The organism is Anaerococcus obesiensis, assembly GCF_016599815.1.
Classification (GTDB): domain Bacteria; phylum Bacillota; class Clostridia; order Tissierellales; family Peptoniphilaceae; genus Anaerococcus; species Anaerococcus vaginalis.
Map to the genome: position 1 here is coordinate 1,310,481 of NZ_CP067016.1, position 14,726 is coordinate 1,325,206.

Genomic DNA, 14,726 nt, shown 5'->3' on the forward strand with positions numbered 1-14,726 from the left:
AAATATTTTATTCGAGTGGGAAAAGTAATAAATGTAAAAGAGGTAGTTAAGCAGTCCTACCTCTCCACTTCCTTCCCATAATAATTTTCATAGTTTTTCCTATACTGAACAAGGTCATAAAATTGTTCTTTATTCAAAGAATACTCTTGCATAAGGGTGTTCTTTTTTTCTTGCAATTTATCGAGCTTTGATAGTATTTCTTTTGTGTTTGGTAGCTTTTTATAATTCTTTAGTATGTCTTGAGCAGCTATTTTGTAGACGGAAAGTTCACTATAATATTCTTCTGCAAATTGCTTATCCTCAGGATTTTTCTTGTGGTATTTGTAGATTTCACGATACTTATTTATAGTATTTATATTTTCCATATCTTGAGATAAACTCTTCATTTCAGTTTCAATTTTCTTTATTTTATCTAACAAGTCTTGTCTATCATCAGCAGATTTTTTGATTAGATCATCGAGTTGAGTAATTGAATTAATTCCTTGTTCTCTAAGTTTAATTATTGAATCAGCCATTGTTTTGATATTGTGTTTTCTTGCCCAAACTTCATAACCTTTAGAGGATTGAGCTTTTTCATTAGTAGATATATCAATAACATTTCCTACACGCTTTTTAATAGGATTAGCTTTATTTTTAATAGCTAAATCTATTCTTTCTTTGATTTTCTCTTCAGTATAATCTTCTCCGATAGTCTTTGCTCTTGTAAATCTTTGCTTATCTTTATGTCGAAAAGCAATATGTTTACCAAACTTAATTTCATAATCAAGAGATTTCATATTTTCTAAAAATTCTTCCCAAGATTTAGACTTATTAATCATTCTGTCTATATCAAATTGCAGTTTAGATTTCCAAGAATTTCCTTTCTTGTTTTGGTCATATTCATACCAAGATTTACCAGCAGTTTTATATTTTCTTTTGTAAGCTTCATAATATTCATCAATGACTGAGAGCTTATTTCCTCTACATAATTCGTCACTTTGAAATCTGATTTTATGATAAGATTTTTTATTAGATTGGTAGCATTTACCAGTCTTGTAATTAACATTATTAAAAATAATATGGTTATGGATATGCCCTCTATCTATATGAGTTGCAAGAACAAATTCATAATCTTCATTTAAAATTTTCTTGCATAATTCCATTCCTATCTCGTGAGCTTTTATAGGATCAACCTCTCCTGGTAGAAAAGATTGGATTAAATGTCTAGCTAAAACTGTACCTTTAGTATCATTGTCTTCTCGTGTTTTCATAAATTGAATATGGGCAGTAGATGGATGACATTTGAATGAAGATACCAAGATTTTTTCATCAGTTTTTTCACTCTTAGTAATGTAATCTATTGCCAAATTTAAAGTTGATTTTATAGGATGTATTTTTGTAATTGCCATACTAATCACCAGAACTTTCTTTTGATTTATTAAGAAGTAGGGAATGGATCTGCCATATTTCTTTTGATAATTTTTCTATCTGTTTATTCATAGATTCAATTTCATTTTTGTAAATAACACCAGTTGTATTAGTAGCTTTTGCAATCTGGTTTATATTATTTGTTGCATTTGAAAGTAGCCATTGTAGGTTTCTAAATGGTTCTAAATCTACAACATAAATCTCTTTTTCTAATACACATTTTCTAAGAAAGTGGGACATAGTTTTGCAGTTTGCAAGTTTCATTTTCTTTTCAAAAACTTCTTTTTCTTCTTTAGTTAGTTTTATTTCTATTCTTTCATTTCTAAATCTATTTGCCATTTTATTCTCCTTTATAAAATATATTTCGGGGTCTTAGGGTTCTCCCTAACAAGGTAAAAATTAAAAAAATGGAGCATTCCGTAAAGGTCTGCTCCATTAATTTTTTCGTAAGTGTCCGTACACTTACTGTGCTTGCTATTAAAGTTATAAGCGTTAAGCGTGTATTAATATTTAATTTTGATTTTTAAGTATACTTTCTATTACATTTTTAAATTCAAGTAATTCAGCAGATTTAATGTAATAACCTAAGTTAGTCATTATTGATGTTTTGCTTATTATTTTTTGTTGTGTAGGTATATCAATAGCAATTATTTCTCCATTGGTATTAATAGTAGGACCAGCAAATAGAATACCTAAAAATATTAACCTGCTTTGTCCAATAATTATACCACCAGTTTTTTCTTTGTAACTACCCTCATTTATAATATAAATTGGAGATCCTGATGATCCAGGGAATGCTGCAATATCAGCGAGAGCAATTCCTTTTTCATTAAAATCATATGATGGATGTGAAGAAGTATAACCCTTTCTAAAATAGGATAATTATTTATTTTATCCCATAGTCCTATGGGATATCCTACCATTACTATTTCCTCTAAAGCAGAAAGATTACTTGTGACTTCTTCATTGGGAATCAAATCTTCCTCGGCCGGTATATAATATACACTTTTACCAGTACGTGCTTTTACTTCTTCAAAAACTTGGTTCATAAATGAAAAACATAGATCTTTATTCGAGTGGAATATCCAATTTGTTTCTAATGTAATAGGATAACTTTCTATAGTCTCGTTATCCTTTCCTTCTCTTAGATGTAAGAAAAAGTGACGGTTTCTGATTGATTGTAGTTTACTACGTGTTTATTTGTTACTAAAATTGGTACATAACTATTTCCAAATATAAAATTGAAGAAAAATCCTGTACCAGAACCTTCTTTAGTTTCTAATCTTACAGTGTTGAACATAAGTTGTTCAGATATATTTACTGGTATCATAAGTCCCTCCATGTATGAATTGCATTCTACCTTTTCAAACACTGAAATACTAATCAAGAATACAATTAAGGATTTATCATCATACTTTTTGTTATTGGTAATTGATGATAAGTTTGATCTATTATATTAAAAGCTATAATGTTGATTTTAATAAAAGCTTGTGCCAACCATAAGGCATTTGATAATTTTATTATATCAATTTATATTGAAAAAATCTCCTAATGATATTTCTTATTCTATCTTTTATCTTACTAATATGCATTAGTAATATCTAAATTAGTTACATCTTTATCTCCAATATAAATTTTGTTAACGTGAATTATTACCATAGACTTTGCTTTTAATACTACTAACTATACTTAATCCTTTCTTATAATCATTTTTATAAATTCGATTTTTAAACTCATTGTTTTATTCTAAAAGCTAATTACAATCGTATTTCATATATTCAGATATTTTTGAAAAGCTCGGTATCTATCAGTATATTTTTCTATCTTTATTATAACATTTTTATTACTTTATCTATCATATTTACCCATGATACAAAACAGTAATTGCTTATAAAATATGCACAAAAGTTAGCAGAATTATAAATTTATTTAAGTTATACTATACTTTAAAAGACAAGAAACTTAGTTTCGCATTTATTCTCACCAAGTGAAAATAATCTAGTGAGGATAAGGTCTTTATAAATTCAGAAAAAAGGAAAGGACTTACTTTATGAAAATAACAATAATGGATCTAAGTAAATATTCCTTTTTCTATAATTTACTATGGTTATCATCAAGATAACTCTGATGAAAAATTAAATATTATCAACACTAGAAAGGGTTTCGTTCATTTTAGAGGACTAACCATGCCCAAGAGCAGGAGTCCTCCTTTTTTTGTCTAAAAACAAAAAGACAAAAAAAGAAATGGAGGAAACATTTATGACAAAAGAATATTATCTTTATGTCGGTGGACAAAAAATCAAAGTAAGCAAGCAGATATACAAAGTCTACTGGCAAGAAAGAGAACACGAAAAGTATTTAGAGCAGGTGGACAAGAAAAACCACTTGCTCTTTTTTTCGTCCCTAAATCATGATGGGAATTTCGAAGATAATCTAGAAGATAAAAATGTTGATGTTGAAAAAGTTGTAGCTACACAAATGATGATTGAAGCACTAAGAAATGCAATGTCAAAGTTAAATAAAGATGAACGGGAAATAATTGAAAGATTATATTTCAATGATGAAACACTTCGTGCAGTAGCAAAGGCTCAAAATATATCTCATCCTGCTTTAATAAAAAGACGAGATAAGATTTTAGAAAAACTAAAGAAATTTATAGAAGAGATATAATTTCTGGTTACCAAAGAGGGCAAATTTTCCTTTATAAAGTGAGGGGAGTTTTGTCCTCTTTCTATTTTAAAAGAAATTTAAACAATATTTGAACCATAACAATTAAATAGACCAAGACAAGACATTAATCATTTTTAGAGCGTGATAACCTATCCGCCAAGATCTTTCTGCTGAATAATTCGGCAAAACAAGTACTGCTAAGCTAAAAGCAAGGGAAGAAGAAAGGGAGCGATAAGTAAGAGTTTGAATATAGGGAGGGATACCCTATTCGCTATGAAGAAAATGAGGATAATGATACTTCTAAGGTTGAAGCCGGCTCATCCTGAACAGAGGCGGAGGTGAGATTCCTATGTTGCTAATCCAAGGCACTTGTCAATGTCAAAAAACTTTAAAAATATTAAAATAAATATTTTAAATATATTATTTGGAGGATTTATGATTAACGAAAATATAAAAGGTGTTCGTGTTTCTGAGAAAGCATTTCTAACATTAAAAGAAGCATCTGAATATTTTAATATTGGTCAAGATAAAGTTAGACAATTAACGGATGAAAATGATTGTGATTTTGTATTATTTAATGGAAGTAAGCGTCTTATTAAGAAAAAATTAATGGAAGAATATTTAAATAGACAGTTCTCTATTTAATCTAAAACTATATATAAAACACGCATAATGCGGTATAATAATTATAGCGTGTCTTTTATCAAAAAAGGAGAATTTTTATGGTAAAAAGACGCAAAGATAGTAAAGGGGTTGTTTTAAAAGACGGTGAATATCAAAGGTCAAATGGCACTTATGAATTTAAGTGGCAAGACAAAATAGGTCGTAGAAAATCTATCTATGCGAAAACTCTAAAAGAATTAAGAGAAAAGGAATTAGATATTTTACGCAATACTATAGATGGAATCAACAACGAAGGAAGTAGCTTGTCTGTAAATGATACTTTTAAGCTATGGACAAAGGTTAAAAGAGGTTTAAAGGATAATACCTTTAAAAATTACATCTATATGTATCAACAATTTGTAGAACCGACTTTTGGTCGCATTAAACTATCTGATATTAAAAGATCTGATGTTAGAAGTTTTTATAACAGATTAAAGGAAGACCAGGGATTGATGGTTTCTACCATAGATTGTGTCCATACTGTCTTACATCAGGTATTAGAATTAGCAGTGGATGACGAATATATAAGGTTTAATCCGTCTGACAATGCTTTGAAGGAATTGAAAGTAGCTTATCGAAATGAATCTCCGAAGAAAAAAGCTATGACAATAGAAGAACAGGTGCTATTTGAAGAATATTTATCTAATAGTGATGAATATAGAAAATGGTATCCAATATTCATTGTTATGCTTTGGACGGGAATGAGAGTTGGAGAAGTCACAGGATTACAATGGGACGATCTAGATTTTGATAATGGTCTTATAAATGTAAATAGGACTTTGGTATATTATAGTAAAGGTAAAGGATTAAACAATAGATATGCTATTAATACACCGAAGACAGCATCAGGTAAGCGAAGTATTCCTATGGTTCAAAAAGTAAAAGATGCTTTTCTTATGGAAAGAGAGTTACAAAAGACTTTTGGAATCGTATGTTGTGATTCAATCGATGGATTTAAAGACTTTGTATTTTTAAACAGATTCGGAAAGGTTCACAATAATGGAACACTTAATAAAGCTTTAAGAAGAATTGTTAGAGATTGCAATTTAAGTATAATGGATAAAAATAAATCGAACTCTAATGATATTCTATTAGTTCCACATTTAAGCAATCACATTTTCAGACACACCTTTACTACAAGGCTTAATGAACAAAATATAAATACAAAGGCAATGCAGTCTATTCTAGGTCATTCTGATATTAGTACAACAATGAATATATATGTAGATGCAACAGAAGATTTTAAGATAGAACAGATGGGAGAATTTGAAAAAGCGATGAAATTTATATTTTAGAATTTACGACAGCTTACGACAAATTTACGACAATTTGCTAGAAATCTATAGGCACTTATAGAGAGTTAGCAAATTGTCGTAAATGGAGAAGTACCATAAAATAGACTTTTATAGAGATTTAGACAATTATCTAAGGTAGAGGGGATTTTCCCAACAATGAAGCCAATAGGAAAAGAAAAAGCAGAAAATGAAATCTCATCAAATGAAAATTATGGAAAAATTGCTACAGAAAAAATTGACTTATCAAAAATAAAAGTTGAACCACTATTTGAAGATTATGTAGATTTTGAAACTTTCTCAAAATCTGATTTTAGAGCTGTGAAAGTTAAAAATTGCGAAGAAGTTCCAAAGTCAAAAAAACTTTTGAAATTTACATTAGATGATGGTTCTGAAAAAGAAAGAGTTATTTTATCTGGTATTAAGGAATATTACAGTGCAGAGAGCTTAATTGGAAAGACACTACTTGCTATCTGTAATCTTCCTCCTCGCAAGATGATGGGAATCGACTCAGAAGGTATGATTATATCTGCAATTTGTGAGTACGACGGAGAAGAAAAACTTAACTTAATAATGTTGGATAATAATATTCCAGCAGGATCAAAATTATATTAAAAGAACACGCTAATTATGAAACTGGGGTTTGTAATGAATCCCAGTTTAATTTTTATAATTGGATTAATAGAATTATTAAGCTATACAATAGAATCAGTTTAAAGAAAAATAAATATTAGATAATCACTTGCTATATATGGACCTGAACCCCAAAATCCGGAATACGGATGGAGGGGTTTTTGTATGCCAGAATACACAAAAGAATTTAAGGTAAAACTAGTAAAGGAATATGTGTCTTGCGATTTGGAACGGCTTGATAGGACTATCTCAATAAATACTCACGCAAGCACAAGTATAAAATAGGCTAAAGTGACTTATTAGCCATTTATGATATAATATATCTTAACAATAAAACGGATAAGGGGTAATAATATGGCAATTTCTTATAAACCATTATGGCACTTATTAGTAGAAAGAGAAATGAACAAAGAAGACTTAAAAAGAGCTGCAAACATAACAAGCAACATAGTTTCAAGAATGAGCAAAAACTCTTATGTGAACTTAGAGTCATTAGAAAAGATTTGCTTGGCGTTGGATTGCAAAATTGAAGATGTTATCGAGATTAGCAAATCAATACAATCACAAGAGGATTAAAGAATGAGTAGACAAGCTAGTAATAAAAATTTAAAAAAGCAAGTAAAAACAAAAATGACGAATTCTATACTCAACTTGTTGATATAGAAAGAGAGTTGAAATATTATAAGGCTCATTTTAGATATAAAGCGGTTTATTATTATCATTATAATTTTGGCTCTTGATAGGACTATAAAACTTGGTAACGATTCAATTGAATTTTCCAATGATGATAAATGATTAATTGTATTTAATCTTGCCACTTTTGATCCATCATAACCAAATTCATTAAAATGGCGATATTAATCTCGCCAACATTGACTTATATACGCCAATTGTGCTATAATGGCGAGAAAGGTGGTGGATTACATGAGAGAGTTTAATTATGCAAAATTACTTAATTTAAATATACCAGCAAATATGTATGATCTAATATCAAAAATATATGAGTATAAAGGCAAACAGGAATTATATGTGGTTAATTTCCCAGATATACTTGAAAAAATGGTAGAAGTTGCTAAGATCCAATCAACAAAATCATCAAATGCAATTGAAGGAATTTCTACAAATGATAGTAGGTTAGAAGAATTGATGAAGAAAAAAAGCCAACCAAGAAATAGAAATGAAGAAGAAATATATGGCTATAGACAAGTACTAGATATCATACATGAAAATTATGAAAACATTGAATTTACAAAAAATAATATTTGACCTTGCACAATAAACTATATTCTTTCTCTGGTCATAGTCATAAGGGCAAATTTAAGGGCATAGATAATAGTATAGTTGAAACAAATGCACTTGGTGAAAAAAGAATAAGATTTCAGCCTGTATCAGCTTTTGAAACAGAATCTTATATAGATAAAATGATTAGTGCTTATGATGATGCTATAAGCCAAAAAATACCACCATTGCTTTTAATTCCAGTGGTAATTCATGATTTTTGTGCATCCATCCTTTTTTGATGGAAATGGGAGAATGTCAAGGCTTATAACACTTTTGCTTCTTTACAAAAATGGTTTTTTTGTAGGAAAATATATTTCATTAGAAATGTTAATAGAAGATACTAAAGATTCGTATTATGAAGAATTACAAGCGTCAAGTGAAAATTGGCATTCTGGAAATAATGATGAGTTGCCATTTATAAAATATACCTTATCTGTAATCTACAAGGCATATAGTGAATGTGATGAGAGATTTAAGATAATTGGGGAGAAATCTTTGACATCTGCAGAAAGAGTGATGAAGGTATTTGAAAACTCCTTAGAGGCTCTATCCAAATCTGACATTGTTATACTTTGTCCAGATATTTCAAAGAGAACTATTGAGAGAGCATTAAAGAACTAAGAGATGGAGGATTAATTAAACAAATAGGAAGTGGAAGATCGACTAAGTATATAAAAGCCTAAGATTATTAGCATCTACAAGAGTGGGTGCTTTTTCATACTTAGGTTTAGGAAGTGGTAATACAAACAATTTAAATAAAATAACCAAATCTTTTTATTAAGAATAACAATAGCAGGACTTGTAATAATGCCATTGCAATGCTAGGGCTTGCGAAGATTGTGGTACTAGTTTCGTATCATTAATATGAAATTAAAAGACCAATTAAAATAATATTACTGATTGTTATTCAAAAATTAGTTAAAAATTATGTTATTTTTATAGTTTTGTTATATTTACCTCTTATAATAGAATCATCAAAGGAGGAAATTATGTCCGAAAAAGTACTTGAAATAAAAAATTTATTTAAATCTTATGGTAAAAGAAAGATTATAAATAATTTGAATATGACTGTGTTTAAAGGAGATGTTTATGGTTTTCTTGGAGCAAATGGAGAGGGGAAAACAACTACTATTAGAATGATTACATCATTAATTAGGTCTGATTCTGGAGAAATTTTAATAAATGAAAAGTCTGTAATAAAAAATAGAGATCAAGCAATTAAAAATATAGGTGCTATGGTAGAATCTCCTAAGTTTTATGAAAATCTATCTGGATATGAAAATTTAAAATTGATGGCAAAACTAATTGATGGCACTAGTGATAAAGATATTGATAAATTACTTGAATTAGTAGGTCTAAAAGATAGGAGCAAAGATAAATTTGCTTCATACTCCATGGGTATGAAACAAAGACTTGGCATTGCTAATGCCTTATTAGGAAATCCATATTTAATAATTTTAGATGAGCCTACTAATGTACTAGATCCGTATGGTATGAGGGATATAAACGAACTTATAGTATCTTTGGCAAAAACTTCTAATAAAACTTTTATAATCTCATCCCATCTTCTCCATGAAATGGAAGGTATTTGCAATAGAGTTGGAATTTTACATGACGGAAAATTATGTATAGAAGGTGATGTAAAAAAATTAGTTTCAGGAAATAATGTATCTAATCTTGAAGAACTGTTCTTTGATAAAGTAGGTGGGAAAAATGAAAGCATTAATTATTAATGAATTAGAGAAAATCATAAAATTAAAGATAGGATATGTATTTTTATTATCAGCTGGACTCTTAATTTGGATGAATATTACCATGTATGATCCAAAAGAAGGTGTTTGGAATATTGATAGTTTTTATACCTTTCCTGCTAGCCTTTTAGATATTTATATGCAAATATTAATATTTTTCATACCAATTTTAGCAAATGCCTTAGTAACAAAGGACCTAGTAGCAGGCACAATGAAATTGAGCATATTGAAAGAACCGTCAAGAATTAAAAATTTAGTCAGCAAACAAATCGCCTTTATTATATTTTGCATAATGGCAACTACAATTTTTATTCTTTTGTCCTATTTATTTGGAATACTATATTTTAAAAACATGAGTGATTTATCTTTAATAAGACCAGGATTTACAAAAGCTAGTGATTTAATCTATACATTCTTAACTTATGGGAGGATTCTTTTACCAACAATTACCTACGGCTTATTAAGTATGTCAATAGGATTATTTATAGAAAATGTAAGCCTAGCAAATATCATTTCTATTGTTGGTCTTATATTTTTCTTTAATACAAGTATGGGAGAAAAATTTACAATGATAAAAAATGTATCAGCTAATGAATTTAATATTCTAATATTAGCAAGCGGGATATTATTAGCTTTATTTTTAATAATAAGCAATATTTATTTAGAAAAGAAAGATATTTTATATTAGGGTGAGATATGAAAAAATTTATAGATTTTGAGTTATATAAACAAAGGAAAAATAAGTTTTATTATCTATTTTTTCTAATAATTTTAATTTCTCATATAGTAAAAGCGAATCAATTTATTCATACGGATATGAATTGGATGTCATTTCCCTTAGTTTCAGTTCCGGATACAGTTTTGTTTTTAGTCTTATTTGTGATTTATATATCATCAGACTTAACAGCTATAGAGTTTGAAAAAGGTCTTATCAAATTATCAATAATGATAAATGGAGATCGAAAAAATTTAATAAAAGCAAAAATATTAACTATAATCATGTGGCTAATAGCCTTAGTGATTATTGATATAATGTCATCTTTTCTAGTTGGTAAAATAATGCTTAATGATGGAACAGTTTTGATTTCCGATAGAAAAGCTATTTTGCTTGGAGGAGTAAAGTTAGAGGGAATAAGAGGCTTTGTTAGTGTATTTTTTAGTGAAATTTCTATTATCTTGCCACTAATATGTTTAGCTATGTTTATTGTATATGCTGGTCTTGTTTTAAAAAATGCTTCAAGTGTTATGGGAATGGGATTTTTATATTATATTCTAAGCTTAATAGGTCCTGAAAAATTAAAATATTTATTTTTAGTAAGACATGTTTATAAAATACCATCTCTTTTAATAAAAGGGGAATTTGGTATTGAACTTAGCTTGTATATTGCAATATCTTTAATAGGTATATTAATCTTATATTTTGTCAATATTTCCTATTTTAAAAGGGTAGAAATATTAAAATAGGAGAGGATAGGATGAGTAGAATTTTAATCGTAGAAGATGAACTTGACTTGGCAAATATAATAAAAGATTATCTAGAAAAAGAGCTATATGAGGTAGAAATTTGTACAGAAGGTGATAAGGCAATAGAAATTTTTGATAAATTTAAGCCGTCCTTGGTAATATTAGATTTAATGCTTCCAGGTATGAATGGTTATGAAATCTGCCAAAATATAAGAATAAAATCTACAATACCGATTTTGATTTTGTCAGCAAAAATTGATGAATTTGATAAGGTAAAGGGACTTGATCTTGGAGCTGATGATTATATTACCAAACCCTTTAGGCCAAGAGAATTACTTGCAAGAGTTAATGCTCAACTTAGAAGAAGCCAAGTTTTTAATAAGGAAAATCTTGAAATAATAGACCTAGAAAATATCAGAATATATACTAAAGAATATAAGGTAGAAAAAGATGGTAGAGATCTTGATTTAAGTAGAAATGAATTTGAACTTTTGATATTTTTATCTAAAAATCCAAGACAAGTTTTTAGTCGAGAACAACTATATGAGAGAATCTGGGGCTTCGATAGTTATGGAGATTTAAATACTGTAACCGTTACTATAAACAGACTCCGTCAAAAAATCGAAGATAATCCAAAGAATCCAAAATATATATTAACAGTTTGGGGAGTAGGTTATAAATTTGAAATCTAAATCACTTAAAAAAAACTTAATAGTATTTGTCATAACAATCATTCTAATACCAATTTTATTTTTGTTGGTCTTAGGAATACCAGAAAAAGAACCTAAAAGTATTTTATTATCCATAACATCAATTTTTTTCTTGATTGCTATAGTAATTGCCATCATATTGACTATATTTTTAGCTTACGTCGATAAGATTATTATAAAGCCTATATATAATTTGCTAGATAATTTCAAAAAGTTATCTAAAGGGGAATATGATTTATATATAGAAAATGATAGGGTGGATGAAATAGGAGAATTATTGGATAATTTTAATAAATTGGTAGCATCCTTAAAATCATATAGGGAAAGAGAAAATAAAGCAAAGGAAGAAAGAGAAGAGCTGATATCATCTATAAGCCATGACTTATCAACTCCCTTATCTGTAATACAAGCCCATATAGATGGAATAAGTGACGGCGTTGCTGATAGCCAAGAAAAAAAAGATGAATATATAAGGATAATAAACAAAAAGATTAAACAATTGAATAATAGAATCAAACAACTAAAAGATTATTCATCATTTGGTATATATGACAAAGAAATAAATAATATCAGAGCTAGAGAATCTTTGGATAGAATTGTAGATGAATTAAATAAATCATTTACAATTGAAATAGAAAATTTCTTTTATAAAAATTATATAAAAGAAAGTACAGTTATAGGTTTATCTGATAGGATGCTTGAAATCATATTAGAAAATCTGTTTTCAAATTCTATAAAATATAGAGGAGAAAATCCATTGGAAATTGATATAATTGCAAAAGAAAACCCAGATACAGTTATAATAGAATTTAAAGACAATGGAAAGGGCATAGAGAAATCAGAATTAGATAAGATTTTTAATCCATTGTACACAGTGGATAAAGCTAGGTCAACTGATAAAGAATCAATGGGATTAGGCTTATCAATAGTAAAAAAAATACTTAATAATGCGGGAGGAGATATAAGAGTAAGAAGTGAGTTTGGACAATATACAGTATTTTTTATAGAGATACCTATAGCTTGCAAAATTGAAATGGGTGTAAAATAAAAATAAATAGGATAAATAACCTAGGCGATAGAAAATTAAAATTCTATCGTCTTTTTATTGCAAGAAGGGAGATTAGTATGAAAAATTAGAACAAATAAGACAAGAATCAAAAGAAATAAAAGATAAAATTGATGATACAGAAGAAAGATTAAGGCAACTAAAAAATCAAGAAAAAAAGATATTAAAACAAGACATAGTGAAAAAAAGAAAAGAAAGAACTCATAGGCTCATAACAAGAGGAGCAATCTTAGAAAGCCTTATAGAAAATGCAGAGGAACTAACAGATGAAGAAATAAAAATCCTACTAGAAGAAGCAACAAAGACAAAAGAATTCAAAGAAACACTTAGAGCAATAAGGCAAAATGGAAAGTATTAACATAGATATTATGTAACAATATACGAGGAAAAGGTAATTAAAAAATATGATGAATTATTGACACCTGGATGAGATTGTGTTTAACTATAGTTAACCAAAGAAAGGTGAAATAATGAATAATAGAATCGAGAAATACCGTAAACCTCTAGGTTTATCACAACATAGACTTGGTAAAAAGTGGGAATATCAAGGACAAGTATAAATAAAATAGAAACAGGAAAAACGATTCCGAGCCTAAAAACTGCTAACGATATAGCAAATGCTTTGGACGTTTGTATATACCAAATATTTGATTTAGATGGTACAGGACATTATAAATGTTTAGATTCAAATTGTAGTAATAATTAGCAAAATGCATTACTAATTTATGTTATTTCTTAAAATAAAGGTAGGTTTAATTGTGATAAATTATATGAATCCTCAGAGGTACAAGAACGGAGATTTATTTATATTATAGTTTGAGAATAAGAATTGACACAGTATTATAGTTTGTATTTGAAAAACAAATAATTGATAATAAGAAGGTTAGAGATTATGATAAAAACTTTAAAAAGCGAATGAGTGTATTAATATTGACAGTTTTAGTAATGTCTACAAGTCTAATTTCACCAATATACGCAAGTGAAAATTATGGTATAGAGAAAATAGAGGGACAAGATTACTCAATAAGCGAAGATGGCAACGATGCTGTTACAATAAATTCAAAAGATGGAATTGAGCGTGTTAGTGTTAAAGAAGATGATAACACAAGAAAGGTTACCATTTATAATAATACTACTGGTGAAGAAGAATACTTAATCTTAAATAAAAAGGATGGTTCAATTTATTCATCCATTACGAATAAAACATTAAGTAGCGATGAACAGAATCCTATTATATCACCTCGCTCAGATACTTCATATAGTACTGTATATATATCATGGGCAGAGTTTAAAACTACTATCGGTACAACTGCAACAGTGGGTGGTGTAGTAGGTTTAATTTTGACAAGAGTTCCTGGTGGGCAAGTTGTAGGAAGTGTAATTGGAACAATCAGCACTATAGTTGGTGGAGGAACATTACTTATTCCTAATGATTCTAGCCATGGTTTGAAATTTACAATAAAAAAGTTAAGCATTATCGTAGTAGGCTTGGGAAAAGACATGTATGGTATATATCTAAATCAATCGTTTCAGTTAGTCGTTATTAGGTGTATATATGAATAAAATATTAGGAATAGTATTTTTACTTGCTACTATCCTGATTGGGATGGTAACTAATGAGAAGATTAAGTTAGATAACATCTGGGTTATTTTGATATTTATTGTACAAATTACAAGTTGGATTGGATATATTAATTTATTAGATATAGAAAAACGCTATAAATTATGGTTGAGTGTTTTATCTATGTGTGCTGTTTTTATTATAGGATTTTTTATATCTTAAAATAGC

20 protein-coding genes and 3 pseudogenes are annotated in these 14,726 nt (G+C 28.4%); 18 read left to right on the top strand and 5 right to left on the bottom strand.

The annotated features are described in order from the left end of the window. Positions 1-56: 56 nt before the first annotated feature. The 5 genes and pseudogenes from I6H46_RS06560 to I6H46_RS10585 all read right to left on the bottom strand — a co-directional run. Positions 57-1,388, bottom strand: a complete 1,332-nt coding sequence (locus I6H46_RS06560) for a relaxase/mobilization nuclease domain-containing protein (RefSeq protein WP_200225691.1) — start codon at positions 1,386-1,388, stop codon at positions 57-59. Position 1,389: 1 nt separating this feature from the next. After that, positions 1,390-1,746, bottom strand: a complete 357-nt coding sequence (locus I6H46_RS06565; RefSeq protein WP_004835595.1) for a plasmid mobilization protein — start codon at positions 1,744-1,746, stop codon at positions 1,390-1,392. A gap of 419 nt (positions 1,747-2,165) precedes the next feature. Continuing rightward, positions 2,166-2,456, bottom strand: a complete 291-nt coding sequence (locus I6H46_RS06570) for a hypothetical protein (RefSeq protein ID WP_200225693.1) — start codon at positions 2,454-2,456, stop codon at positions 2,166-2,168. 95 nt (positions 2,457-2,551) lie between these two features. Further along, positions 2,552-2,737: a hypothetical protein gene (locus I6H46_RS06575; RefSeq protein WP_200225695.1), complete on the bottom strand. Its 186-nt coding sequence runs from the start codon at positions 2,735-2,737 to the stop codon at positions 2,552-2,554. Further along, a pseudogene (locus I6H46_RS10585) lies at positions 2,715-2,913 on the bottom strand (hypothetical protein); the annotation flags it as partial. The pseudogene I6H46_RS10585 and the gene I6H46_RS06575, both read right to left, overlap by 23 nt. Before the next feature lie 753 nt (positions 2,914-3,666). On the opposite strand from I6H46_RS10585, the gene I6H46_RS06580 reads away from it, so the two are divergent. The 18 genes and pseudogenes from I6H46_RS06580 to I6H46_RS06655 all read left to right on the top strand — a co-directional run bounded on the left by I6H46_RS06580 (position 3,667) and on the right by I6H46_RS06655 (position 14,720). Continuing rightward, positions 3,667-4,077 (top strand): sigma-70 family RNA polymerase sigma factor, encoded by a 411-nt coding sequence (locus I6H46_RS06580; protein ID WP_200226303.1) that lies wholly within the window; start codon positions 3,667-3,669, stop codon positions 4,075-4,077. 435 nt (positions 4,078-4,512) lie between these two features. Then, positions 4,513-4,722 carry an excisionase gene (locus I6H46_RS06585; protein ID WP_009345237.1) on the top strand — a complete coding sequence of 70 codons (210 nt, stop codon included), beginning with the start codon at positions 4,513-4,515 and terminating at the stop codon, positions 4,720-4,722. A 77-nt stretch (positions 4,723-4,799) separates the two neighbouring features. Then, positions 4,800-6,035, top strand: coding sequence for a tyrosine-type recombinase/integrase (locus I6H46_RS06590; RefSeq protein ID WP_019118515.1), 1,236 nt, complete (start codon positions 4,800-4,802; stop codon positions 6,033-6,035). 144 nt (positions 6,036-6,179) lie between these two features. After that, positions 6,180-6,647, top strand: a pseudogene (metG, locus tag I6H46_RS06595) (methionine--tRNA ligase subunit beta); the annotation flags it as partial. Between the two features lie 372 nt (positions 6,648-7,019). Next, positions 7,020-7,241, top strand: a complete 222-nt coding sequence (locus I6H46_RS06600) for a helix-turn-helix domain-containing protein (protein WP_004838491.1) — start codon at positions 7,020-7,022, stop codon at positions 7,239-7,241. Between the two features lie 80 nt (positions 7,242-7,321). Continuing rightward, positions 7,322-7,405: pseudogene (locus I6H46_RS10590) on the top strand (hypothetical protein); the annotation flags it as partial. A 184-nt stretch (positions 7,406-7,589) separates the two neighbouring features. Then, positions 7,590-7,931, top strand: a complete 342-nt coding sequence (locus I6H46_RS10030; protein ID WP_234287321.1) for a Fic family protein — start codon at positions 7,590-7,592, stop codon at positions 7,929-7,931. 2 nt (positions 7,932-7,933) lie between these two features. After that, complete coding sequence (locus I6H46_RS10035) at positions 7,934-8,185, top strand: Fic family protein (protein WP_234287322.1); 252 nt, start codon at positions 7,934-7,936, stop codon at positions 8,183-8,185. A gap of 13 nt (positions 8,186-8,198) precedes the next feature. Next, positions 8,199-8,567 carry a Fic family protein gene (locus I6H46_RS10040; protein ID WP_234287323.1) on the top strand — a complete coding sequence of 123 codons (369 nt, stop codon included), beginning with the start codon at positions 8,199-8,201 and terminating at the stop codon, positions 8,565-8,567. Positions 8,568-8,935: 368 nt separating this feature from the next. Then, on the top strand, positions 8,936-9,679 hold the full coding sequence (locus tag I6H46_RS06615) for an ABC transporter ATP-binding protein (protein WP_019118020.1): 744 nt from the start codon (positions 8,936-8,938) through the stop codon (positions 9,677-9,679). Further along, the gene (locus I6H46_RS06620) at positions 9,660-10,385 is read left to right on the top strand and encodes an ABC transporter permease (protein ID WP_019118019.1); all 726 of its coding nucleotides are present in this window, start codon (positions 9,660-9,662) and stop codon (positions 10,383-10,385) included. The genes I6H46_RS06615 and I6H46_RS06620 overlap by 20 nt, the downstream gene beginning before the upstream one ends. A gap of 8 nt (positions 10,386-10,393) precedes the next feature. Next, entirely contained in the window at positions 10,394-11,161 is a 768-nt protein-coding gene (locus I6H46_RS06625; protein WP_019118018.1) for an ABC transporter permease, read from the top strand. A gap of 11 nt (positions 11,162-11,172) precedes the next feature. Next, a complete protein-coding gene (locus I6H46_RS06630; RefSeq protein ID WP_019118017.1) occupies positions 11,173-11,853 on the top strand; it encodes a response regulator transcription factor in 681 nt (226 codons plus the stop codon). Further along, positions 11,843-12,919: a HAMP domain-containing sensor histidine kinase gene (locus tag I6H46_RS06635; RefSeq protein WP_019118016.1), complete on the top strand. Its 1,077-nt coding sequence runs from the start codon at positions 11,843-11,845 to the stop codon at positions 12,917-12,919. Before I6H46_RS06630 ends, I6H46_RS06635 begins: the two co-directional genes overlap by 11 nt. Positions 12,920-13,013: 94 nt before the next feature. Then, complete coding sequence (locus I6H46_RS06640; protein ID WP_200226305.1) at positions 13,014-13,295, top strand: DUF3847 domain-containing protein; 282 nt, start codon at positions 13,014-13,016, stop codon at positions 13,293-13,295. Between the two features lie 177 nt (positions 13,296-13,472). Continuing rightward, positions 13,473-13,643, top strand: a complete 171-nt coding sequence (locus I6H46_RS06645) for a helix-turn-helix transcriptional regulator (RefSeq protein ID WP_234287324.1) — start codon at positions 13,473-13,475, stop codon at positions 13,641-13,643. Between the two features lie 209 nt (positions 13,644-13,852). After that, on the top strand, positions 13,853-14,500 hold the full coding sequence (locus I6H46_RS06650; RefSeq protein ID WP_200225698.1) for a hypothetical protein: 648 nt from the start codon (positions 13,853-13,855) through the stop codon (positions 14,498-14,500). Beyond that, the gene (locus I6H46_RS06655) at positions 14,493-14,720 is read left to right on the top strand and encodes a hypothetical protein (protein WP_200225700.1); all 228 of its coding nucleotides are present in this window, start codon (positions 14,493-14,495) and stop codon (positions 14,718-14,720) included. Before I6H46_RS06650 ends, I6H46_RS06655 begins: the two co-directional genes overlap by 8 nt. The last annotated feature ends 6 nt before the right edge of the window (positions 14,721-14,726 follow it).